Source organism: Adhaeribacter terreus (genome assembly GCF_042657365.1).
Classification (GTDB): Bacteria; Bacteroidota; Bacteroidia; order Cytophagales; family Hymenobacteraceae; genus Adhaeribacter_A; species Adhaeribacter_A terreus.
This window is the reverse complement of sequence record NZ_JBHSKT010000002.1, coordinates 502309-525542: the sequence shown is the minus strand read 5'-3', so window position 1 is coordinate 525542 and position 23234 is coordinate 502309. Positions and strand designations below refer to the sequence as shown.

18 protein-coding genes and 1 pseudogene are annotated in these 23234 nt (G+C 46.0%); 13 read left to right on the top strand and 6 right to left on the bottom strand.

Going from position 1 to position 23234, the window contains the following annotated elements; translation table 11 throughout:
* The first annotated feature begins 204 nt into the window (after positions 1–204).
* The 7 genes and pseudogenes from ftsH (at position 205) to ACFPIB_RS05175 (ending at position 7735) form a co-directional block, all read left to right on the top strand.
* Positions 205–2133: an ATP-dependent zinc metalloprotease FtsH gene (gene ftsH, locus ACFPIB_RS05205; RefSeq protein ID WP_378016370.1), complete on the top strand. Its 1929-nt coding sequence runs from the start codon at positions 205–207 to the stop codon at positions 2131–2133.
* A gap of 183 nt (positions 2134–2316) precedes the next feature.
* Complete coding sequence (locus ACFPIB_RS05200) at positions 2317–3072, top strand: SDR family oxidoreductase (RefSeq protein WP_378016369.1); 756 nt, start codon at positions 2317–2319, stop codon at positions 3070–3072.
* Positions 3073–3351: 279 nt separating this feature from the next.
* Positions 3352–3747 (top strand): annotated as a pseudogene (locus ACFPIB_RS05195) (thiamine pyrophosphate-dependent enzyme); the annotation flags it as partial.
* A gap of 112 nt (positions 3748–3859) precedes the next feature.
* Positions 3860–4846: an alpha-ketoacid dehydrogenase subunit beta gene (locus ACFPIB_RS05190; RefSeq protein ID WP_378016368.1), complete on the top strand. Its 987-nt coding sequence runs from the start codon at positions 3860–3862 to the stop codon at positions 4844–4846.
* A complete protein-coding gene (locus ACFPIB_RS05185) occupies positions 4839–6221 on the top strand; it encodes a 2-oxo acid dehydrogenase subunit E2 (protein WP_378016367.1) in 1383 nt (460 codons plus the stop codon). The genes ACFPIB_RS05190 and ACFPIB_RS05185 overlap by 8 nt, the downstream gene beginning before the upstream one ends.
* Entirely contained in the window at positions 6218–6433 is a 216-nt protein-coding gene (locus ACFPIB_RS05180; protein WP_378016366.1) for an acyl carrier protein, read from the top strand. Before ACFPIB_RS05185 ends, ACFPIB_RS05180 begins: the two co-directional genes overlap by 4 nt.
* Positions 6434–6595: 162 nt before the next feature.
* Complete coding sequence (locus ACFPIB_RS05175; protein ID WP_378016365.1) at positions 6596–7735, top strand: CapA family protein; 1140 nt, start codon at positions 6596–6598, stop codon at positions 7733–7735.
* 91 nt (positions 7736–7826) lie between these two features.
* Here ACFPIB_RS05175 and ACFPIB_RS05170 read toward each other — a convergent pair whose 3' ends face one another.
* Together ACFPIB_RS05170 and ACFPIB_RS05165 are read right to left on the bottom strand one after the other, a co-directional pair.
* Positions 7827–7964 carry a hypothetical protein gene (locus ACFPIB_RS05170; protein ID WP_378016364.1) on the bottom strand — a complete coding sequence of 46 codons (138 nt, stop codon included), beginning with the start codon at positions 7962–7964 and terminating at the stop codon, positions 7827–7829.
* 60 nt (positions 7965–8024) lie between these two features.
* Positions 8025–8834, bottom strand: a complete 810-nt coding sequence (locus ACFPIB_RS05165; RefSeq protein WP_378016363.1) for a zinc-binding alcohol dehydrogenase family protein — start codon at positions 8832–8834, stop codon at positions 8025–8027.
* Between the two features lie 274 nt (positions 8835–9108).
* Here ACFPIB_RS05165 and mgtA point away from each other — a divergent pair, with 274 nt between their 5' ends.
* Together mgtA and ACFPIB_RS05155 are read left to right on the top strand one after the other, a co-directional pair.
* Positions 9109–11613, top strand: coding sequence for a magnesium-translocating P-type ATPase (gene mgtA / locus ACFPIB_RS05160; protein ID WP_378016362.1), 2505 nt, complete (start codon positions 9109–9111; stop codon positions 11611–11613).
* A 235-nt stretch (positions 11614–11848) separates the two neighbouring features.
* On the top strand, positions 11849–13693 hold the full coding sequence (locus ACFPIB_RS05155; RefSeq protein ID WP_378016361.1) for an ABC transporter ATP-binding protein: 1845 nt from the start codon (positions 11849–11851) through the stop codon (positions 13691–13693).
* 98 nt (positions 13694–13791) lie between these two features.
* Here ACFPIB_RS05155 and ppsA read toward each other — a convergent pair whose 3' ends face one another.
* A complete protein-coding gene (gene ppsA / locus ACFPIB_RS05150; RefSeq protein WP_378016360.1) occupies positions 13792–16233 on the bottom strand; it encodes a phosphoenolpyruvate synthase in 2442 nt (813 codons plus the stop codon).
* 412 nt (positions 16234–16645) lie between these two features.
* Between ppsA and ACFPIB_RS05145 the strand changes: the two genes are divergently transcribed.
* Positions 16646–17446, top strand: coding sequence for a sulfite exporter TauE/SafE family protein (locus tag ACFPIB_RS05145; RefSeq protein ID WP_378016359.1), 801 nt, complete (start codon positions 16646–16648; stop codon positions 17444–17446).
* A gap of 213 nt (positions 17447–17659) precedes the next feature.
* On the opposite strand, the gene ACFPIB_RS05140 is transcribed toward ACFPIB_RS05145, so the two are convergent.
* Positions 17660–18142: a YqhA family protein gene (locus ACFPIB_RS05140; protein WP_378016358.1), complete on the bottom strand. Its 483-nt coding sequence runs from the start codon at positions 18140–18142 to the stop codon at positions 17660–17662.
* Between the two features lie 434 nt (positions 18143–18576).
* Here ACFPIB_RS05140 and ACFPIB_RS05135 point away from each other — a divergent pair, with 434 nt between their 5' ends.
* The 3 genes from ACFPIB_RS05135 to ACFPIB_RS05125 all read left to right on the top strand — a co-directional run bounded on the left by ACFPIB_RS05135 (position 18577) and on the right by ACFPIB_RS05125 (position 20728).
* Complete coding sequence (locus tag ACFPIB_RS05135; RefSeq protein ID WP_378016357.1) at positions 18577–19017, top strand: rhodanese-like domain-containing protein; 441 nt, start codon at positions 18577–18579, stop codon at positions 19015–19017.
* Positions 19018–19059: 42 nt separating this feature from the next.
* Complete coding sequence (locus ACFPIB_RS05130; RefSeq protein WP_378016356.1) at positions 19060–20022, top strand: sterol desaturase family protein; 963 nt, start codon at positions 19060–19062, stop codon at positions 20020–20022.
* Between the two features lie 70 nt (positions 20023–20092).
* Positions 20093–20728, top strand: coding sequence for a TlpA family protein disulfide reductase (locus ACFPIB_RS05125; RefSeq protein WP_378016355.1), 636 nt, complete (start codon positions 20093–20095; stop codon positions 20726–20728).
* A gap of 320 nt (positions 20729–21048) precedes the next feature.
* On the opposite strand, the gene ACFPIB_RS05120 is transcribed toward ACFPIB_RS05125, so the two are convergent.
* Positions 21049–21399 (bottom strand): hypothetical protein, encoded by a 351-nt coding sequence (locus ACFPIB_RS05120; protein WP_378016354.1) that lies wholly within the window; start codon positions 21397–21399, stop codon positions 21049–21051.
* A gap of 568 nt (positions 21400–21967) precedes the next feature.
* Positions 21968–23233: a homoserine dehydrogenase gene (locus ACFPIB_RS05115; RefSeq protein ID WP_378016353.1), complete on the bottom strand. Its 1266-nt coding sequence runs from the start codon at positions 23231–23233 to the stop codon at positions 21968–21970.
* Between the last annotated feature and the right edge of the window lies 1 nt (position 23234).

The window sequence follows — 23234 nt, the reverse complement described above, 5'->3', positions numbered from 1 at the left end:
GGGCTTTTTTTGGTCTATTCATATTCAGGCTCAGACAATTGAACTTCAAAAAGCATTGCCAATAAAAATGCATTTCCCGTACAAGTTATAAACTCAGATGCTTTCCGCAACCTGCTAAAAATTAATTAAAAACACGCGCTGCAAAACGCTATAAACCGATGAAAACGGTATGCTTTTGCAGTAAAAAACTATAGTCTCTGAAACGTGGCCGAAGAACCTTCCAACAACGAAAAAAAAGGCAGCAAACCGCCGCCCCAGCCACAACGGCCGGCAATTCCGTGGATGTATCTGATGCTGTTGGGCCTGGTGCTTTTTATGTGGCTTAACAATTCTAAAACCGCTTCGGAGCAAACTACCTGGCTGGCCCTGGAAAAAGACATGCTGCCCCGCAAAGCAGTGAAAAAGATCGAAGTAATAAATAACGAAAAAGCGCTGGTATATTTAAAAGAAACTTTTGCCGATTCGGTGCCCTTTAATACAATTCTGAAACCCGACGGCAAAACCCTTAATCCCGGTCCACATTATACTTTTACCATTGGCTCAGCAGAAACTCTGGAACGCAAACTGGATGAAGCGCAGAAAAATGTACCGCTGGCCGAACGCGTGGACGTAAGCTACAAGAAAGAAAGTAACTGGCTGCTCAATATTTTAAGCTGGATCTTTCCGTTAGCGCTGCTTTTCTTTTTCTGGAGTTTTATGCTGCGGCGGGCAGGTGGCGGCGCGGGCGGCGCGTCCATTTTCAGCTTCGGTAAATCGAAGGCAACGCTCACCGAACACCAGGATAAAGACGGCGTAACGTTCCGGGATGTAGCCGGTTTGGAAGAAGCGCAGATGGAAGTGAAAGAAGTGATCGATTTCCTGAAAAACCCTGAAACATTTACCAGATTAGGTGCCAAAATTCCGAAAGGGGTGATACTGGTTGGCCCGCCGGGAACCGGTAAAACGCTGCTGGCCAAAGCCGTAGCCGGCGAAGCTGAAGTGCCTTTTTTTTCCATGTCGGGTTCGGAGTTTGTGGAAATGTTCGTAGGCGTAGGTGCTTCGCGGGTGCGCGATCTTTTTAAACAGGCCAAAGCCAAAGCGCCCTGTATTATATTTATCGACGAAATTGACAGCATCGGTCAGTCGCGCGGCAGAAGTGCTTATTTTCAGGGTTCCAACGACGAGCGCGAAAGCACTTTGAACCAATTACTTACCGAAATGGACGGCTTTGAAACCAACAGCGGCGTAATTGTGCTGGCAGCAACCAACCGTGCCGAACTCCTGGATCCTGCCCTGCTCCGCCCCGGCCGTTTCGACCGCCATATTTACCTCGAATTACCGAATCTGCACGAACGCGAAGCCATTTTTAAAGTACACCTGCGGCCCATAAAATATGACGAAAGCATTGACGTAAGTTTTCTGGCTGCGCAAACTCCTGGTTTTTCCGGCGCCGATATTGCCAATGTTTGCAACGAAGCCGCGTTAATTGCCGCCCGAAGTAAAAAAGAACAGGTTAGCCGCCAGGATTTTCTGGATGCGCTGGATAGAATAATTGCGGGACTGGAAAAGAAAAGCAAGATCATTACGCCCGAAGAAAAAAAGATAATTGCCTACCACGAAGCCGGGCACGCGGTGGTAAGCTGGAAACTGAAAACCGTAGATCCGCTGGTAAAAATTTCGATCATTCCGCGCGGAAAATCGTTAGGCGCTGCCTGGTATTTGCCCGAAGAGCGTCAGCTGAAATCTTTTACGGCTTTTAAAGAACACATGGCTGCTACGCTCGGAGGCCGCGCCGCCGAAGAACTGATCTTTGGGGAAGTAACTTCCGGCGCCTTAGACGATCTGGAAAAAGTTACCAAAGAAGCGTACATGCTGGTGGCATTTTACGGTTTCGATAAGCAGATCGGCAACATGAGTTTTTACGATTCTACTGACCAGCAGCAAAACCAACTGGTAAAACCTTACAGCGAAGAAACCGGGAAAATAATAGATGCCGAAGTCCGAAAACTGATAGAAGAAGCGTACGAACTGGCAAAAAACACTTTAAGTCAGAACCGCGATCTGCTGGAAAAACTGGCCGGAAAACTGCTTGAAAAAGAAGTGGTATATAAAGAAGATCTGGAAGCCATTTTAGGAAATCGTTTCAATCCCTGATCAAAAGTACGTTTTTATTTGCAGCCGGAAACGCTGTGTTTTGAAATTCAAAACGATGGGCAACTAATTTATTCACGCATTCAGAAGTCAGCATGCCCCTTTCACTTTTCCCTTTTTAAATTAAAACAGTTCTGCCCGGCAGTTGTTCTCTCTCATAATAGTAGTTCGTTAACATTATTGAACATGGAAAAACCTTACCAAAACAAAGTAGCCATTGTAACCGGCGCCAGCTTTGGCATTGGCCGCGCCACCGCCATTATGTTTGCCCAGCGCGGCGCCAAAGTAGCCGTGGTAGACTGGAAAGAAGACCCGGAAACGGTGAACACCATAAAAGCCGCCGGCGGCGAAGCGGTCTTTATAAAATGCGATGTTTCCAAACCTGCCGATGTGAAAAATATGGTGGAACAAACCGTAAAAACTTTCGGCCGCCTCGACTACGCGTTCAACAATGCGGGTATAGAAGGCGAATCTGCTCCCACCGCCGATTGCACCGAAGAGAATTTCGATAAAGTGATCGGCATTAACTTGAAAGGCGTGTGGCTTTGCATGAAATACGAAATTCCGGAAATGCTGAAAAACAGCAAAGGCTCCATTGTGAATTGCTCTTCCATTGCCGGCAAGATCGGATTCCCGGGAATTCCGGCCTACACAGCTTCTAAGCACGGCGTAATTGGCCTAACCAAAGCCGCCGCCCTAGAATACGCCACCACTGGCCTGCGGGTAAATGCCGTTTGCCCCGGCGTAATTCAAACCGCCATGATAGACCGCTTTGTAGAGAAAAACAAAACCACCAAAGAAGCCATGATCAGCGCAGAACCAATTGGCCGCAGCGGAAGGCCCGAAGAAATTGCCGAAGCTGCCATCTGGCTCTGCTCCGATGCCAGCTCGTTCACCACCGGCCACGCTTTGGTTGTAGACGGCGGCTGGATAGCGCAATAAACAATATGGTTTCAGGTAGAAATACTGCTCAGGTAATTTCTAAAAAAGTCTCCCTTGGAAGGGGTTGGGGGGGAGGATTTTCACATTATCTGATCATTATCCGAAATGCGTGAGTCCTCCCCTACTTCCTCCAAAGGGAGACAAAAAACGGAACTACTCTTTTAGATGCTCTTCCGGATCTATAGATTCGGAAGCAAACTGTGGCGGGTCTATTGATCCGCGTTTGCCACTTAAATGCCCAATCACGCGGATTGACAAATCCGCTACAGATACGAAGCCATGAACCTGGCCGCCCTCTGGCAGGTCCCGGTGCTGTTCGTCTGCGAAAACAACCTTTACGCTATGGGTACCGAAATTCACTATACCCACGCCAATACGAATCTGGAGCAAAAAGCGGCGGCGTATGGCATTGCAGTAACTTCAGTAGACTGCATGGATCTGAACGCAGTTTTACAAGCCGCCCACGAAGCGACGGAAACTATCCGAAAAACCGGTAAGGCTTACTTTTTGGTCTGCAATACCTACCGTTTCCGGGCGCACAGCATGTTCGATGCCGAGCAGTACCGCGACAAAAAAGAGGTGGAAACCTGGAAACACCGTGACCCTATTCCGGCTTTCACCGACTCCCTGCAAAAGCAAAAAATTCTTTCCGAAAAAGACCTGAAAAAGATATCTGAAAAGATAGAAAAAGTGGTGCAGCAGGCCGTGGAATTTGCCGAAACCTGCAGCTTCGAACCGGTGGAGGAACTGGCAAAGTTTACGTATAGCGAAAAAGCAAACCAAGCCTATGGAAAGCAACCTGATAACCTACCGCGAATGCCTGAAGCAAGCCCTCCGGGAAGCTCTGACGGCCGACGAACTGGTGTTTATGATGGACGAAGACGTGGACCATTACGGGGGCGCTTTTGCCGTCAGCAAGAACCTGCTGCAGGAATTCGGCCCGGAACGCATCATGGACACGCCGCTTTCCGAAGCCGGTTTTACATGCACGGGAATTGGTGCGGCGTTAGGCGGTATGCGGACTTTCGTGGAGATCATGAACATCAATATCAGTTTGCTGGCGTTGGATCAAATTGCCAATAACGCGGCTACGCTGCAGCACATGTCTGGCGGAAAACTGAACGTGCCTTTGGTGATCAGAATGAGCGCCGGGCTTGAGCGTCAGCTAGCTGCGCAGCATTCGCACAGTTTGGAACCGCTTTTTGCCCATATTCCTGGCTTAAATATTCTTTCGGCCGGCACCCACGAAGATGCCCGCCACCTGCTCGGACCCGCTTTGGCCGATCCTGATCCGGTCATTATTTTCGAATATACTTCTTTGCTGAACCACGAAAAAGAATTGCCAAACCCTTCGGAAACGGTAGACATAAGCAAAGCAAAAGTGCGGTGCGAAGGCAAGGATATTTCCCTGATACCCTACGGAACCGGCGTGTATAAATGCCTGGATGCGGCAGCAGAATTAGCATTAAACGGCATAGATTCGGAGGTGATTGACCTGCGAGTTTTGCGGCCTTTGGATGATGAACCCATCATGAATTCTGTGGCCAAAACCAACCGCGCTTTTCTGGTGGAAGATGCCAGCCGGAGTGTGAGTATTTCTTCGGAAATAAGCTCCCGCATTTCTGAAAAAAGTTTTTATGACCTCGATGCGCCGGTACAACGGCTCTGCGGCGTCGAAGTCCCGATCCCCTACCCGAAGCACCTGGAAGATGCGGCGGTGCCCCAACCTGAACAGATCGTACGTGCCATCAAAAAAATGCTGAACCATGCCTGAATTCCGAATGCCCAGCCTCGGCGCCGACATGGAAAGCGGCTTCCTTCAGGAATGGCGCGTAAAGCCCGGCGACCAGATCAAAAAAGGCGACATCATTGCCGAAGTGGAAACCCAGAAAGGCATCATCGAGATCGAGTGTTTTGAGGAAGGCATTATTGGCAAACTGCTCATAAAAGAAGACGAAAAAGTGCCGGTTGGCTCCATTATGGCAACCATCATTTCGCCAAGTGAAACTGCCCCAAATCTTCCTTCCGCCGGAAAAGAAGAAGCATCTGCAGTTGAGGTCGAAAAAACAGCAATTTCTGAAACTGAAAAAGAAGCTGAACCAACCCCAAAAATTCAGAAAGGCTGGGTGAAAACACACCACCTCCGTGCGTCGCCGCTGGCCCGGAGAATTGCCGCAGAAAAAGGGATCGATATGGCTACTGTGCATGGAACCGGTCCGGAAGGCGCCATTGTGCGGGAAGATGTGGAACATGCCATTGCGGCCCAAACTTCTCCAAAAGCTAAACCGGAGACAGCTCCGCCAAAGGCACCAGCGCAACCCGAAACACAGCCGAAAATTCAACCGGAAATCGCTACGCCGGAAGCCGGAAAAACTGCCGTAGCTGAACCACAAAACGATATCATTCCGGAAGAAAAAACTGGCGAACCCGAAGTGAAAAACGCTATTGTTCTAGAGGAAAAAACTCAAAAACCTGCTACCGGATTTTCGCCGGAAACCATTCGCATGGCTGTAGCCGCGGCTATGAGTAAATCGAACCTGGAAATTCCGCATTATTACCTCGAAACGAAGATCGATATGACCAAGGCCCTGGCCTGGCTTTCGGAAAGGAATAAACAGCGGCCGGTAAAAGAACGCTTGCTGCCGGCAGCCCTGCTTTTTAAAGCCGTAGCCCAGGCCCTGAACGACGTACCCGATCTGAATGCAACCTGGGAAAACGGCCTGCAGCGGCAAAACAGCATCCATATAGGGTACGTGGTGAGTTTGCGCACCGGAGGCATAATTGTGCCTGCCATTCACGATGCCGACCTGAAAACCTCGGATGAAATTATGCAGGCTTTGAACGACCTTATTCCAAGAGCAAGAGCCTTACGGTTGCGCAGTTCCGAACTCGCTGACTCAACCATTACCGTTACCAGTTTAGGCGAAGTGAGCGTGGAAACCGTGTACGGCGTAATTTATCCGCCGCAGGTCGCGCTGGTAGGTTTTGGCGGCATTACGCTGCAGCCCTGGGCCGAAAACGGCATGCTGGATGTCCGTCCCGTTTTAACCGCAACCTTAGCCGCCGACCACCGCGCTTCCGACGGCAGTACCGGCAGCAAATTCCTGACCTTCCTGAAAAACTATTTACAGCAACCCGAAACCCTATGACCGCCGAAGAAATAAAACAAACCATGGTGCAAAAACTCAAAAGCATCGCCCCCGATACCGAACCCGAAAAGCTGCAGCCCGACGAAAATATCCGCCAGAGTTTAGGAATAGATTCTTTCGATTACCTGCAGTTTATCGTAGCCCTGGATGAACAATTCGGCATACAAACCCCGGAGAAGATTACGGGAAGATTCAGACCATACAGGAGCTGATGACTTACATCGGAGAAAGGTTACAGAAATAGCAAGGTGACAGAACCGGAAAGGGAAGTTGCCGGGATCGCTGCAAAACAGAGCTTTAAAATGAATTTAAGGAAGACAGGGTTAATTTTATTTTCTTTACTGGTGTTGCCTTTAAGCAATCATTCAAACTCTATGCAGCAAAATTCTTCGGGTATTTCTTCGCAACCTGCTTCTGCTATCACCCTGTTTTTAGCAGGCGATGTAATGCCCGGCCGGGCCATTGACCAGGTTTTGCCAAATTCCGTCGACCCTAAGCTTTATGAGGATTATGTAAAAGATGCGCGGGAGTACGTAAAGCTGGCGGAAAAAGTAAATGGCCCCATTCCCAAACCGGTACCCTACAATTATGTGTGGGGCGATGCCTTTGCGGTGTGGCAGAAAATGCAGCCGGACATGAAACTAATAAACCTCGAAACCAGCGTTACCACTCATCCGGAACCCTGGCCCGGGAAACCGGTGCAATACCGCATGCATCCGGCCAATATTCCGGTGCTTACCCAAGCCGGCATTGATTTCTGCAGCCTGGCCAATAACCACACGTTAGACTGGAGCCGCCCCGGTTTGCTGGAAACGCTGCAAACCCTCCGGAAAGCAGGCCTGCCTTTTGCCGGCGCCGGAGAAAATATTCAGGAAGCTTCCAAACCTGTTGTTCTGAAAGTGAAACAAAACCGGGTTCTGGTTTTTGCCTACGGCTCTCCGGGCAGCGGCGTACCGGCAGACTGGACAGCAACCGCAAATCGATCCGGTATTAATTTCCTGCCGGACCTGAGCGAAAACATGGTGCAGCAAATCAAAGCGGAAGTCCGGAAAGTGAAACAACCCGGCGATGTGGTGGTTTTTTCAGTGCATTGGGGAAGCAACTGGGGCTACGATATTCCTCCGGTCCACCGGCATTTTGCGCACCGGCTTATTGAAGAAGCAGGTGTAGTCCTGATCCACGGCCATTCATCGCACCACCCACGGCCGCTGGAAATTTATAAAGGCAAGCTTATTTTGTACGGCGCCGGCGACCTGATAAATGATTATGAAGGCATAAAATCGAACGACGATTTCCGCGGCGATCTTTCGCTGATGTATTTCCCTACCCTGGATCCGGCTACCGGCAAACTTTTATCGCTTAAAATGGTGCCCATGCAAATGCGCAGTTTCCGGTTGCATAAAGCTTTGAAAGAAGATGCAGCCTGGCTGGCAAAAGTGCTGCAACAAGAAAGCAGCCGGTTCGGAACCCGGATTGTGCTGGAAAAGGATGGCACGTTATCGGTTCAGAAATAAGTGAATGGCAAAGGCTTTTGCAGCATAAAACCTAAGGCCAGCACTTTTCAAGGCAAAAACCCTATCGTTTTTCTGAAAAAAAACTTAAAAGCTACTCCATTACCAACACCGCCGCGCCCTGAAATTTGCCGTTCCGGAGTGCTTCCAACGCTTCGTTGGCCTGCGCAAGCGGGAATAAATGCGTTTCGGTTTTTACCGGAATTTTCGGGGCCAGTTCCAGAAACTCCAACCCATCCTGCCGGGTTAAATTGGCAACGGAACGGATCGTGCGTTCGCCCCAAAGGTCTTTTTAAGGAAAACCCGGAATATCGCTCATATGAATGCCGCCGCAAACCACCGTTCCGCCTTTGTCTATGTCTTTCAGAGCTTTGGGAACCAGGCTGCCGACCGGTGCAAAAATGATGGCGGCATCGAGCAACTGCGGCGGCGTGTCAGTTGAATTTCCGGCCCAGGTGGCGCCCAGGTTCAGGGCAAATTTCTGAGTAGCAATATCGCCGTCGCGGGTAAAAGCAAATACATTTTTCTTCCGATAAAGCGCCAGCTGAATAACGATATGCGCTGCAGCACCAAAACCATAGATCCCTAAATTTTTGGTTAGTTCTCCCGCCATTTTAAAAGAACGGTACCCGATTAGTCCGGCGCAAAGCCAGGGCGCTGAAGAAGCATTGGCAAACGCAGCTTCGATCGGGAAGCAATATCGCGCATCGGCAACGGTATATTCGGCATAACCGCCATCCAGGGTATAACCGGTGAATTTGGCATTTTCGCACAGATTCTCCTGGTTCCTCAGGCAATATTTGCAGGTGCCGCAGGTATAACCAAGCCAGGGAATGCCCACAAAATCACCTTCCTGCAAACCGCTTACTTCTGCACCTTTTCGCACCACTTTTCCAATGATCTCATGCCCCGGAATTAAAGGGAGTTTCGGCTCAGTAAGTTCGCCATCCAGCACGTGCAGATCGGTGCGGCAAACCCCGCAGGCCAGCACTTTTACAAGCACCTGCCGCTCCGTTGGCACCGGCACCGGAACCTTTTTCAGAATTAGCGGCTGACCCTGCTTTTCCAGTACCATAGCCCGTATATTTTCCGGTAATTCCATTGGCAGAAACGATATAGATTTTCAATAAAAAAGTACAATATCAAGTAATATGGTCATAAGCTATACAACCCAACCTGTCCTTCTCGGATTGGTGCATCCCAAAAATATTCGGTGAAATTTATTGGCTGAAAGCACAGAAGTACAAGTTCCTTTCTGAATGACAGCAGTAGTTAATAAAGGTTATTTAATTCCATTACCCAATAACCAAAAGAAACGCTGTTTGTTCTAAAGTAACAGCCTGCCCTAGGTGCCGGATAAATAAATTTATGTAGCCGTGAATCTTACTTCCGATAGTATTGAGCAACTTTTTGAACAGCTCCACTCCGGTGCAGAAGGCCTTTCTGCCGCCATGGCCAGGCAGCGAATAGCCGCGCAAAAAAGCAGAGCCAATATCCAAAGCAGGTTCCGGCGCGAGTTTAAAATGTTCCTCCGGCAGTTCAGCAATCCGCTTATGCTGCTGCTCATAATCGTTGTGATCCTCTCGGTCTTTCTGGGTGAAACTTCCGATGCGCTTATCGTTTTTTGCATTCTGCTCATAACCGGTCTGCTGAGCTTTCTCCAGGAGCTTCATGCCGGCCGGGCGGTAGAAAAACTGCTACAGATCATAGAAGTAAAACACCTGGTTATAAGGGCCGGAAAACAGGTAACCGTGGCGGCGCATGAAGTAGTGCCCGGCGATGTGGTAGACCTTAACGCCGGCGACCTGATCCCGGCCGATTGCCGCATTATAGAAAGCAACGAACTGCACGTAAACGAAAGCACCCTTACGGGAGAAACTTTTCCGGTTGCCAAAGCAGCCGCTATTCTTCCCGAAGAAACGCCGCTAAGCAAGAAAAGCAATTGCCTGTGGCAGGGAACCAGTATAGTGAGCGGCACCGCCCGGGCGCTGGTCATTTACACCGGCGGCAATACTATTTTCGGGAAAATGGCCCACAGTCTTACCCAGTTTTCCCCTACCGCTTTCGAAACCGGCCTGAAAAGTTTTGGTTACTTTTTACTTCGCATCACGGTGCTGCTGTCGGCTTTTATTTTAGTTACGAACCTTTATTTTCACAAGCCCTTTTTCACTTCACTCATGTTTTCTCTGGCCCTGGCCATCGGTATGGCGCCCGAACTGCTGCCCGCCATCATGACCTTTGCCATGTCGGCCGGCGCCCGGCGCATGCGGGAAAAGAAAGTGATCGTAAAAAGGCTTTCATCAATCTTTAATTTCGGCGAAGTTAATTTGCTCTGTACCGATAAAACCGGCACCATTACTGAAGGCTCGGTTGAGGTCTTTGACATGGTAAATACGGCCGGAAGATCTTCCCCTGAAGTAAAGTTATTTGCTTTCCTGAATGCCACTTTTCAGAACGGTTTTACCAATCCGATTGATGAAGCAATTAAAGCCATGCCGCAAGATGCTGCCGGTTACGAAAAAACTGATGAGATCCCGTATGATTTTATCCGGAAACGGCTTACCATTTTAGTTAAACACAAAGCGGAATATCTCCTCATCACTAAAGGCGCCTTGCTGAATGTACTGGAAGTTTGCAGCTTCTACCAACACGAGAACGGGAGTCAGCACCCGCTGGAAGAGAAGCAACGCCGGTTATTTCAGGAAAAACTGGAAACGTTTAGCCAGGAAGGGCTTCGGGTACTGAGCCTTGCAACCAAAACTACCCCTAAAGCCGATATCACGGTTGCAGATGAACAACACCTGGTTTTCAGAGGATTTATTCTCCTCCAGGACCGCTTTAAAGAGAACGTAGTTGCTTCCATAGAACGGCTGGAGAAAATGGGCATAAAGGTAAAGATCATTACCGGCGACAATCGTTATGCAGCCATTCATGCCGCCAAAACGCTAGGGATGAGACCCTTAAAACTCATAAGCGGCCCCGAACTGACCAGCATGTCGCCGGAAGCACTGGTGGTAAAAGCTGTCCGGACCGATGTTTTTGCCGAAATTGAACCTTACCAGAAAGAGCAGATCGTACGGGCTTTGAAGAAGTCTAAATTCCGGGTGGCATATCTAGGAGATGGCATAAACGACGTGGCCGCGATCCATGCCGCCGATACCGGAATTTCCACGAACAATGCCGTAGATGTAGCCAAAGAAGCTGCCGATTTTGTATTGTTGGAAAAAGACCTTGCCGTGCTGGCCGATGGGGTGCATGAAGGCAGAAAATCTTTTTCAAATTCTATGAAATATATTTTTGCCACCACCGGCGCTACCTTCGGCAATATGTTCAGCGTGGCCGGCGCTTCGCTGCTGCTGCCGTTTCTGCCCATGCTTCCTAAACAAATTCTGCTTACCAACCTCATCACCGATTTTCCTTACCTGGCCGTAGCCTACGACCGGGTAGATCAGGAACAATTAAGCAAGCCGCTGAAATGGAATATCAGCTTAATTCAGCGGTTCATGCTGATTTTTGGCCTCCACAGTTCTTTCTTCGATTTTGCTACCTTTTTCGCGCTGCATAATTATTTCAAACTCCCGGAAAATGCTTTCCAGACCGGCTGGTTCCTGGAATCGGTCATAACTGAGCTCATAATTGTTTTTATCATCCGAACCCGAAAACCGATCTTCCAAAGCCGGCCCGGGAAACTGCTTTCAATAGCGGCAATTTTAGCGTTGGCTTTCACTGTCTTGTTACCGGTTTCGCCGCTGGGGCCTTTACTCAGCCTTTCGATCGCGCACGTTTATGAAGCTCTGGCCATTACTGGAATGGTACTGCTTTACGCAATAACCGCCGAACTACTAAAACGCTGGTTTTTCCGGGCATCGCGGTTCAAGTAATTTCAGCCTTGTGGCTGTCTATTTACAGGTAATACCGGCCGAACCCCAAAAGCTTCCCATTCTTAAAACGCTATAATTTAGGCATAAAAAAGTAAAGCCTTGGCCTTCGGTTTATTTATCAAAATTGCCGGAATTAAACAAAAATTTCCTGCCCATTTTTAATCCGTATAAACAAATAATTACCCAACTGAACACGCACAAAAGGGGCAATCCAAACAAAAAACGATAGGGTTTCATGCGCAAAAACTCCCCATGCAGGCACCATGTACCAGATCCTGAAATGGATGCGCTGCCGCCTGTCCAGAACCTGACCTTATTGGTATTAAGCTTGGTAAAGCCATATTACAAATGGCTCCTCATCATTTTTGCTGCCATGCTGGCCGAAACAGCCATGAGCCTGGCAACGCCCTGGCCTCTGAAAGTAATTATAGACAACGTGATCGGCGACCATCGCCTTCCAGACTGGCTGGCCTGGATTAAAGGAATTTCGCTGGAAGAAAACAAAATGCGGCTGGCGGCAGCGGCAGCCATAGCCATGATCGTGTTTACCATTTTAGGCGGACTGGCCAGTTATATAAACAGTTATTTTACCGAAAGTGTGGCGCAATACGTAGCCAACGATCTCCGCCGGAAAATGTACCTTCACCTGCTCCGGCTTTCCCTTTCTTATTACGATACGCACCAGGTTGGCAAATTGCTCAGCACCATTACTTCCGATGTATCTACCATTCAGGATTTTGCTTCCGAAACGCTGCTGAGTATTCTCATCGATGCGCTTACTATTTTGGGCATGCTCGGGCTGATGTTTTACCTGAACTGGGATTTTACGCTGATGCTGGTCGGGGTGTCGCCGTTCCTGCTATTGTTCGTGATCCGGTTTAAAACGGCCGTAAAAAAAGCCACCCACGAAGTAAGAAAAGACCAGGCCGTAATGGTAGCGGTTCTGCAGCAAGGCCTGGAATCGGTGCGTGCCATAAACGCTTTCGGAAGGCAGGACCTGGAAGAAGACCGGTTAAAAAGAATTAGTTACGAAACCATTATGGCCGCATTAAAAGCCCGGAAAGTAAAATCCATCATATCGCCGGTTGTAACCTTAACCGTTTCTGCCTGCACGGCTTTTGTGCTCTGGCGCGGGGCAAGGCTGGTAATCGGCGGCGCCATGACCATAGGGGCTTTAACGGTTTTTCTTTCCTACCTGAATAAATTTTTCAACCCGGTAAAGAACCTGGCTAAAATGACCACCAACATTGCGCAGGCAATGGTAGCCCTGGAAAGAATTCAGCAGATCCTGGAAACCGATAATGTAATTAAGGAAAAACCAGGCGCCACCGAACCCGGTCAGTTAAAAGGAAATATCGTTTTCGAGAACGTAGCCTTTGCTTATGTTCCAGCTAATCAGGTTTTGAAAGATATCAGTTTTTCCATAGAAGCCGGACAGCATATTGGCATTTGCGGCCCTACCGGAAGCGGAAAAACCACCATTGCCAGCCTTATTCCCCGCTTTTATGAACCCGATGCCGGTCGCATCCTGATAGACGGCAAGGATATTAAAGATTACAAACTCGAAGGGCTGCGCATACAGATCAGTTTTGTGCTGCAGGAAACCGTGCTTTTCTATGGCACCATCCGCGAAAACATTGCCTACGGACGGCCCGAAGCCACGGAAGATGAAATCACGGAAGCTGCCGGAAAAGCCAATGCCCACGACTTCATTTGCCGGCTGCCGCTGGGTTACGATACTTTGGTAGGCGAAAGAGGCATGACGCTTTCCGGCGGCGAACGCCAGCGCATTGGCATAGCCCGGGCCATTGTGCGCAACTCCCCCATCCTGATCCTGGACGAACCCACCGCCTCCCTCGATACCGAAGTAGAAAAAAGCGTAATGGATGCGCTGGAAAATTTAATGAAAGGTCGCACGGTTATTACCATCACCCACCGGCTCTGCAACCTGGTAAAAGCCAATAAAATTCTGGTTATAAACAACGGTGTAATTGCCGAAGAAGGAACACACGATGAACTCCTAAAGCGCGGAAAGCTCTACGCAGAACTTTATCAGATTCAGGAGGAAGGGAATAAATGATCTTAATTTAATGGTATCTTCTAACTAAAAGAAGCTTAGGTTTGAAAAGTGGATCAATGCGCCGGCCCCTACTTTTCAGGCTTAAAACCATATCGTTTTCAACCCAATATTTTATGATCTTCCTCCGGAAAAGGCGGCTTATTATGCAGTGCTTTTTCAGCTTTCACCATATTCTTCATGCCTTTTATAAGCGCATCGGGGTTAAAGGAAACGCTGTCTATGCCATGCTGCACCAGAAAACTTGCATACTCCGGATAATCGGAAGGGGCTTGTCCGCAAAGGCCGGTTTTGGTGTGCGTTTTTTTAGCTTTTTCCAGCGTCATCACGATGAGTTGCTGCACCGCCGGGTCGAATGGACTGAAAATATCGCAGAGCAATTCTGAATCGCGGTCGGCGCCTAAAGTTAGCTGCGTAAGATCGTTGGAGCCAATAGAAAAACCGTCGAAGTGTTTGGCAAATGTTTCAGCTAAAAGTGCGTTGCTCGGTATTTCCACCATCATGTAAAGTTCCAGGCCGTTTTCGCAGCGCTTCAGCCCGAATTTTTCCATCAGGGCTATTACTTCCAGAGCTTCTTTTTCGGTGCGGCAAAACGGTATCATGAGTTTGATATTGTTGAGGCCCATTTCTTCCCGCACTTTTTTCATGGCCCGGCATTCCAGCTCAAAACCATCCTGGTAAAGCGGATTGTAATACCTCGAAGCACCCCTAAAGCCGATCATCGGATTGGCTTCGGTAAATTCAAATTGCTTTCCTCCAATCAGGTTTGCGTATTCGTTTGTTTTGAAATCGCTCATGCGCACAATTACATCTTTGGGGTAAAATGCGGCCGCGATCTGGGCGGTGGCTTCGGCAAGTTGCTGCACAAAATACGTTTCCTTATCCGGAAAATGGTGCGTTAATGCTTCTATCTGTTTCCGGGCTTCTGCATTTTCCAGCTTATTAAAATGCTTCAGCGCCATGGGGTGAATCCGGATGGTATTAGCCACAATAAATTCCATGCGCATCAGGCCTACGCCATCGTTCGGCAGAAAAGAATATTTGAAAGCCTGTTCCGGATCGCCGAGAATAAGCATGACTTTTGTGCGCGGTTTTACTACCGTTTCCAGATCGGTGCGGGTTTCGGTCCAGGGCAGCTTGCCATCATACACAGATCCGGTTTCGCTTTCGGCAGTACTTACCGTTACAATTTGTCCATCCTGAATACTTTGCGTGGCATTTCCGCAGCCAACCACTGCAACCGCTCCTACTTCACGGGCCACAATAGCCGCATGGCTAGTTCTTCCGCCCTGATCAGTTATTATGGCCGTGGCTTTTTTCAGGATCGGGTCCCAGTCGGGGTCGGTTTTATGCGTTACCAGCACTTCACCTTGTTGCAGTTTATTGATTTCCGAAGGCGCATGTAAGATCCGGGCTGTTCCGCTCACGATCTTGTTGCTCAGCCCTATACCTTTGCATAAAAGTTGCCCCTTATCCTGCAGTTTGTATTGTACAAATTCAACTTTGTTTTTTTGCTTGCTCTGCACCGTTTCCGGCCGCGCCTGCACCATAAAAAGCTGGTTTGTTTTGCCGTCTTTCGCCCACTCCAGGTCCATTGGCCGGCCATAGTGTTTTTCAATCAGGCAAGCCCATTCCGCCAGCTTCATTACTTCTTCATCCGAAAGACAGAATTGTTCCCGTTTTTCTGAAGAAGTAACTTGGTTTACAATAGCTTCGGCAGGATGAAAAAGCGTATTTCCCTGCACATCGGCATATACCATGGTTTTGGATTTGCTGCCCAGTTTTCTAGAAATGATGGGTTGTTTCGCTATGCCAAGCATCGATTTGAAAACCATAAATTCATCGGCATTTACGTGGCCTTGCACCACGTTTTCTCCCAAGCCCCAGGAACCCGATATCAAAACGATATTTTCAAAACCGGTATCCGGATCGAGGGTAAAAATAACGCCGGAACTTGCCAGATCGGAACGCACCATGAGTTGCACGCCAATGGAAAGCGCCACTTTAATGTGGTCAAAACCATTATCGACACGGTATTTTATGGCCCGGTCGGTAAACAGTGAAACGTAACAATAATGGCAAGCCTGCAGCAGATTTTCAATGCCCCGAACGTTCAGAAAAGATTCCTGCAGACCCGCAAAACTGGCATTTGGCAGATCTTCGGCGGTGGCGCTGCTGCGTACGGCAAGCGTAAAATCCGGACCATAGTTTTTCTGCAGATAAGCATAGCCTTTTCGAATCGCATCGCTGATATTATCGGGCAGAATACAGTTCAAAAGCAGTTCGCGGGCCTGTTTTCCCACAGTAGCCAAATTGCTGAAATTCACCTGATCGAGTTTTGCTAAAATCTGCGCTAGAGGTTCACTTAGCTCGTTCTGCTCCAGAAATTCCCAGTATGCGCGGGAAGTGGTTGCAAAACCATCGGGCACGTTTATTCCGGCCGGCGCGAGCTGGTTGAACATTTCACCCAAAGACGCATTCTTTCCGCCAACAACTTCCAGATCTTTCAGCCCTATTTCATTCAAAAACTTGATATAATGCATGGTCTTGCGGCTTGAAATGATGGTTAAATCCGGCTTTTCATAAAAACCTGAAGCAGTTAGCCGGGCATAATTCAGCCATTTTCTATACGCTTTAAGAAGTTGAAAAGCCTGTTTTTCGCTAAACAGTTCAAGTGCTTTACCCGAAAAGCACGTTTCGAAATTCAATGGAAAGTTATATTTCGAAAATAAAACGCTATGGTTTTCACCCAAAAAAGTAATTACCTCAGGAACAATGTTGTTCAAGAACCAATTGGCAAAAACAATAACAACACAATAAACTATAAAACAGCAGAAAAACGCTATCCTTTCAGTTAGAAAAACTAATTTTGAGTTCAATATTCCAGCGTGCTAATAGTTACCCAAAACCGCTTTGCTGCCGGGTAATTTTGGGACGGAAGTTTATTTAGATTTTATGGAAATTCTCGGATACTTTGCTGCTTTGCTGATCGGACTCACGCTGGGCCTAACCGGTAGCGGCGGCTCCATTTTAACCGTACCGATCCTGGTTTACCTGATGCGTCTGAACCCGGTAATTTCTATGGCCTATTCGCTGTTTGTAGTTGGAACTACTAGTCTGGTAGGCAGTTATAAATTTTATCAGAAAGAACTGGTAAGTTTCCGAACCGCTTTCCTTTTCGGGGTTCCTTCCCTGCTCACCGTTTTTCTCACGCGCCGGTTTATTGTACCGGCAATTCCCGAACATATTGCTGCGATTGGTTCCTTTAATATTACCAAAGGTTTGCTGCTTATGGTCTTGTTTGCAGTGCTGATGATCTTTGCTTCTATGAGCATGATCAAAAAGCAAAAATACATTGTGAGTACAGCCGAGCAGGAAGATCACATTCCAAACAAACCTGCTTTATTGATTCAGGGCGTATCGGTTGGTTTAATTTCGGGCATGGTAGGCGCTGGCGGCGGATTTTTAATTATTCCGGCGCTGGTGCTTTTCAGCAAGCTCGATATGCGCATGGCCGTGGGTACTTCCCTGCTAATTATTTCAGCCAATTCGCTGTTTGGTTTTGTAGGCGATATTTTCAATTACAACATCGACTGGAGTTTTCTGGTTGTATTTTCAGGACTTTCGGTTGTTGGTATTTTTATAGGTTCTGCACTCTCCCACCGCATTCATGCCGATAAACTGAAAACCGGTTTCGGCTGGTTTGTGCTCCTGATGGGGGTTTATATTATTCTGAAAGAAATTTTCCTCCATTAACGGCTGCGTTACCAAAGTCAAAGGCAAGCTTCCTTTACTACAGATCATTCCAAAATAAATTACCGCATTGAGCTACAAAAACGGTAGGCAAAAGCATGGAAAAAGTCGAAACTGCTTAATAGCTTTTCAACTGTATTGTACCATTGCTGCATTATATTTTAGCTGAAAGAAAAACGCTATGCTTTGGGGTCTAAAAACTCATTCCGGCAGAATTTACTCCTTCCGCATAAAATACAAACTAACAGACAAAGTCAGAATGATGGCCGGAAGCACCAATGCATTCCACTCCAAACTATCTAAACTGACACCTTCTTCCGCAGTTGTATTCACGATCATGGAAATTGTAAAAACCACCAACGTTACCATAATTGTTTCCCAGAGCAGAATTTTCAGGTCTTTTAAAGAACTTATCTGGAGCCAGGCCGGCAGGTCTACAGCCTGATCGTTTTTTACATAAAATAGTTTCCAGATACCTAAACTGAAGATCATAAATACAAAGGCTACAAGAAACCTATCCAGCGATTCCATAAAATAAACGCCAATTAAAATTTTCTCACCGCTCCGGAGCTTTCTGAAAAATATCTCGAACCCATGGACGGATTCTATTACGCCTGAAATCAGAAAGAAAATTGAATTTAATAAAGTGAAAACCACCGCTATAATATATACATAACGGATGCGGAGTAAATTTTTCATCTCTGTAAAAGTTAAATATTCAATTCCATTTCACTAACAGGCTCAGTATCAAAAAACAAGTATCTTATTGCAAATACACTTCATAAACACTTCATTACCAGCAATATTTAAGGAAAAAGCGGTTCAAATATGCTTTCAAACAAAAAGCCTGATAACATGCATTACACTAAAAACAATCTATAAAGCTTCCTTTCAGCACTTTACGCATTTTTCATATTGCAGGCTAAGAAGAATTGAAATATTCTCAGGTAACTTCAAACCAGGACCTTATCACAAGTATTTTAACTTTTACAAAACGCTATCCTTTTCTGCCTTAAAACTGGTTCGGATCAAAAATCACCCAGGAACACTTCTTCACGACTATATGTTCAGGCTGTACCAACTCGTTAATAATCATTAAATTCGGGCTTTAAACTCTAAAACTGCATAAAATTATGAAACCGATCTGCTTAATATTTGCCATTCCCTTGATCTTTTCGGCCTGTAACCAGGAAGCAAATAAGGCAACTTCTGCCGCTTCGATAACTACAGAACAGACGGAAAATGGTATGGTTCAGGCCGTAAAAACTATTGATACCGATGAGGCAAAAGCCTTGCTGGAAAAGGAAGAAGACCTGGTAATTTTAGATGTGCGCACGCCGGAAGAATATGCTGGCGGTCACCTGAAAAATGCCGTGTTGCTCAATAAATACGATGCAGATTTTGAAACCAGGATCCAGGATCTGGACCGCGAAAAGCCTTACCTGGTATATTGCGCAATGGGCGGCCGCAGCGGTGAAACGAAAGCGTTGATGCAGAAGCTGGGTTTTAAAAAAGTGTACGATACCAAAGGTTTTGAAGATCTGAAAAACGCCGGCCTACCCGTAGAAAATTAAAGCCTCTGTTTTAGATTTTGAAGTCCACCCAATTATTCAGCCATGGAAAAATACTGGAACATATTTACTGCATCGTTCTCCGATTACGGTGGCTACCTGTGGCGGGAAATTCTGAACCCGCATTGGGGAAATTATTTCTACTGGCTGCTTGGTTTGTCGCTGTTTTTCTGGCTGCTCGAAATTGTTGCTCCGTGGCGTCAGCACCAGGCCCGCATCCGGCAGGATTTCTGGCTCGACGGTTTTTACATGTTCTTCAACTTTTTCCTGTTTTCCCTTATCGGTTTCAATGCCATTTCCAACATCGGGGTTCAGGCTTTTAATGATTTCCTGGCGCTTTTCGGCATACAGAATTTAGTAGCTTTTAAGGTGCAATCATGGCCGGTTTGGGCGCAATTACTTACGCTTTTCATCGTCCGCGATTTTATTCAATGGAATGTTCACCGTTTGCTGCATCGCTCCCCGTTTCTCTGGAAAATTCACAAAGTACACCACTCGGTTCAGCAAATGGGTTTTGCCGCGCACTTACGCTTCCATTGGGGCGAAACAATAGTTTACCGGGTTTTGGAATATATTCCGCTGGCCATGATCGGTTTCGGAATTCAGGATTTTTTCCTGGTGCATATTTTTGCAACTTCTATCGGCCACTTTAACCATTCCAATTTCAGGTTGCCTTTGGGCCCTCTGAAATACGTTTTTAATAATCCGCAAATGCACATCTGGCATCATGCCAAACACATGCCGCGCAAATACGGAGCAAATTATGGTATCAGCTTAAGTCTCTGGGATTATTTGTTCGCAACTGCTTATATGCCGGAAGATGGCCGCGATATTGAGCTTGGTTTTAATGAAGTTGAAAAATATCCGAACTCGTTTTTACAGCAACAATGGTATCCTTTTAAAGAGAAAAACTCTGGCGAAAATGTTACCGAACCGGAATTACACGCTGCAGAAACAGATCTAAACGATCAGGAAAAATCCGGATTAGATGGCGCTATCAGTGTTTAGTAAGTATCGTAATTTCAATTACAACACTTTCACTTATACTATTAAAAAGGCTGCTCTAAAACGACAACGCATGCATAAAGATAAGTTTTCTATAAAAAGCATACCCGGCTGGGTTTATACGCTTATCATTTTCGGGTTTCTATACCTGACCGGTTTGCATACCGAAGCCATCGGCCAGGTGCAACGGGCTTTGTTGGCTACCGGCATTATACAACCAACGTTAAAGCCGCAAAATGAAAATACAGCACCCATAAATGTAAATGCACCAACAGTCGAACCATTTTCAGAATCTGTATTTCAGGACTTTCTTTTGCAGGACCTGAACGGTAATGTAATAAAATTTAGTACCCTGAAAAACAAAGTGATTTTTCTGAATATTTGGGCAACCTGGTGCCCGCCTTGCGTAGCCGAAATGCCTGGAATTCAGGGTTTGTATGATAAAATGAAAGGGAACAAAAACATTGCTTTCGTAATGCTTTCTGTAGACGAAGGAGGTATTGCAAAAGTGAAGAAATTCATTGCAAAGAAGGACTATACATTCCCGGTTTATATGCCGGCCGGCAGCGTTCCGGCAATGTTTCAAACACAGACAATTCCAACCACTTTTATTTTAGATAAGAACGGTAAAATTGCTACCCGCCACGATGGTATGGCAGATTACGACACAAAAAAAGTACAAGATTATCTAAACAGTTTAGCAAGATAATTTCGAAGAAGTTGTTAACCCTTTTGGTAAAAAACGCTATAAGAATCAGCATAAAAAACCATTTTCTTCATTTTTGCGTTTAACCTTAATATTAAATCAATTACACAAAAAGCGTACGGGCTTTGCCGGTACGTTTTTTGTGTTTTAAGAGCTATCTGTTAGTTTTAATGCAAAAAAGATAGCGTTTTTATTAATACTAAAGTCCTTCTTCAACCCTACCACCAGCACCAGATTTTTGTCTCCGAATAGAAGAGCAGATTCAAGCCAATTGCCTGAAACTATCTAAAATCAGATCCGGTATTAAATTAATTGGAATTATATTATTGAACCGCCAGCAAACCTTTTTTAGCTGTAGTTGATTGTGGTTTAGCGTTCTTTTTGGCAACCATTTGTTGCGGTTTTACTTTGCCCTTTGCCGCCTGACGCTTATTATACGCCACATAACGTTTATACACCGAGGCAGAACTTACCTGGTTATTATTGAACCGGAAATTAAATTTTGTTAATGGCTTATATTTATGACCTTCGGCTGTTCTCATGGTTGAAGAACAAGCAGTACCACTTAACATCAAAACGGCTGAAATTGCTAAAATTACTAATGACCTGAACATAATTGAAAAAATTAAAATGTAAATAATTGATTTTGTAATAAATGCAGATTTAATCAGCATTTACAGGCAACAGGTTTTAGTAAAATTGTTATCAAATTATCAGCTTTATGTCCTACATATACACTTTATGCAAGAAGGGTGCCTATTAGAAGGTGTTGCAGCTTTTTTTATGATGTGATATATTAAGAAGGCAGTAAATCAATATTAAAAACTGCTTCAGAAATAAATTAAAGCCTTTTTTTACCATGAAAAAAAAAACAAAAAAAAATTTCACCAATGTGCGAAGGTTTATCTTATCACCAAATGGTTTGAACTTTCTAAGCAATATATGATTGATTTATTTCTCAAGAATAAAACTGAACCTCTAAAGTTCTACAATTGCACTTTACCAGATGTAGAAATAGAATAGATACTATTGACTTAGTGTTGAATATGACGCACTGATATTAATAGAAAGATTATTGAAATGCTGCTTCATATATTTCAATTATTGCTGTTTATTCAAATTCAGTAATAGCATTTGCTTAGCCATCAAAAAAGCCTTCCATTTTAGTATGGAAGGCTTTTTTGAGCATATAAGTAATTATCAAACTCACTTACAAAAGTTAAAAAAGAACATATATTCTTATCAAACGATTAAGGAATCAGATACATAAACTGGTTCTAGCTCAACTTTAGTTACCAGATTCTGATCTTTCAAACCAGGCTTTGCTTCTATTAAAATAACGGAGGCATCTGGAACCAATTGAATAAGTTGCTGTAGTTTCTTCAGACTAATATATCCAACAAGATAGCCGGTTTCCTGGCTCCGATACGATTCTTCTACTTTATGAAAATACGTGAAAAGCACCTGCGTTTTGGTTTCCCGGCTGCTCAGAAAAACCTTTAGTACCAGCTCATTATTGATCGTTAAGATTTCTGCCTGATTCAGCTTTTTATACTCGTATCTGTAATCGTAAGTCAAGGCTGAAAGATCGGATAGAACAGCGGAAGCCGTTGGAAATGCGCCAGCACCTTTGCCTACAAAAAATTGCGTATCGGAGAAATTGTTCTGGGTAATTATGCCGTTAAATACATCATCTATGTCAAAAAGTTTGTCGCCGGGTTTTACGAATTTGGGCAATACAAAACAGCTAATGCTTTGGTTTTCGTTTTTGAAAGCCTGCGCCACCAACTTGATCTTCAGGCCTTTTTCCTTAGCGAATTGCAGGTCGAGGTCTCTGAGTTTGTTTATTCCGAAGTTGAAGATATCCTGCGGCTTTACAATTTGCCCGAAGGCGTGCGCCAGCAGCAAAAGCAGTTTGTACTTCGCATCAATTCCCTGCGTATCTAAACTCGGATCAGATTCCGCGTAACCGTTTTCCTGGGCTTCGCGCAAAGCTGTTTCATAACTCAGGTTTTCCGCAAACGTTTTGGTCAGAATGTAATTGGTAGAACCATTTACAATACCTTCAATACTTTGCAAAAGATCCGTGTCGTAATATTCTTCCAGGTTCCGGATGATGGGAATACTAGCGCAGCAGGCCGCTTCGTACAGCAAAGGCACCTGGTATTCGCGCTGCAAATCCAGCAATTCCTGAAAGTGTTCCGCGATCATTTTTTTGTTGGCCGAAACCACTGCTTTACCGTTTTTCAAAGCTTCGGAAACAATTTCAAAAGCCACCTCCGAATCGTCTATCAGTTCTACCACCACATTAATTTCCGGGTCCGAAAGGATAGTGTTTTTATCGAAAGTAAAGTTTGCGGCCGCAATTGGCCGGGCTTTTTCCGGATGCTTTACGCAGATATTTTTGATGGTGGTTTTCAGCCCCGGCGTTTTGTGCAGCACTTCATACAAACCAAAACCCACGCAGCCAAAGCCAAAAAGGCCGATCGTTAAATTCTTTCTTGCCATG

Excerpts from the sequence above, each read along its gene's own strand:
- ACFPIB_RS05180 (WP_378016366.1), top strand. The coding sequence starts at position 6,218 with ATGACCGCCGAAGAAATAAAACAAACCATGGTGCAAAAACTCAAAAGC.
- ACFPIB_RS05115 (WP_378016353.1), bottom strand. The coding sequence starts at position 23,233 with ATGGCAAGAAAGAATTTAACGATCGGCCTTTTTGGCTTTGGCTGCGTG.
- ACFPIB_RS05190 (WP_378016368.1), top strand. The coding sequence starts at position 3,860 with ATGGAAAGCAACCTGATAACCTACCGCGAATGCCTGAAGCAAGCCCTC.
- ACFPIB_RS05135 (WP_378016357.1), top strand. The coding sequence starts at position 18,577 with ATGAAACCGATCTGCTTAATATTTGCCATTCCCTTGATCTTTTCGGCC.
- ACFPIB_RS05155 (WP_378016361.1), top strand. The coding sequence starts at position 11,849 with ATGCGCAAAAACTCCCCATGCAGGCACCATGTACCAGATCCTGAAATG.
- ACFPIB_RS05125 (WP_378016355.1), top strand. The coding sequence starts at position 20,093 with ATGCATAAAGATAAGTTTTCTATAAAAAGCATACCCGGCTGGGTTTAT.
- ACFPIB_RS05140 (WP_378016358.1), bottom strand. The coding sequence starts at position 18,142 with ATGAAAAATTTACTCCGCATCCGTTATGTATATATTATAGCGGTGGTT.
- ACFPIB_RS05175 (WP_378016365.1), top strand. The coding sequence starts at position 6,596 with ATGCAGCAAAATTCTTCGGGTATTTCTTCGCAACCTGCTTCTGCTATC.
- ACFPIB_RS05165 (WP_378016363.1), bottom strand. The coding sequence starts at position 8,834 with ATGGAATTACCGGAAAATATACGGGCTATGGTACTGGAAAAGCAGGGT.
- ACFPIB_RS05130 (WP_378016356.1), top strand. The coding sequence starts at position 19,060 with ATGGAAAAATACTGGAACATATTTACTGCATCGTTCTCCGATTACGGT.
- ACFPIB_RS05120 (WP_378016354.1), bottom strand. The coding sequence starts at position 21,399 with ATGCTGATTAAATCTGCATTTATTACAAAATCAATTATTTACATTTTA.
- ACFPIB_RS05200 (WP_378016369.1), top strand. The coding sequence starts at position 2,317 with ATGGAAAAACCTTACCAAAACAAAGTAGCCATTGTAACCGGCGCCAGC.
- ppsA (WP_378016360.1), bottom strand. The coding sequence starts at position 16,233 with ATGCATTATATCAAGTTTTTGAATGAAATAGGGCTGAAAGATCTGGAA.
- ACFPIB_RS05145 (WP_378016359.1), top strand. The coding sequence starts at position 16,646 with ATGGAAATTCTCGGATACTTTGCTGCTTTGCTGATCGGACTCACGCTG.
- ACFPIB_RS05185 (WP_378016367.1), top strand. The coding sequence starts at position 4,839 with ATGCCTGAATTCCGAATGCCCAGCCTCGGCGCCGACATGGAAAGCGGC.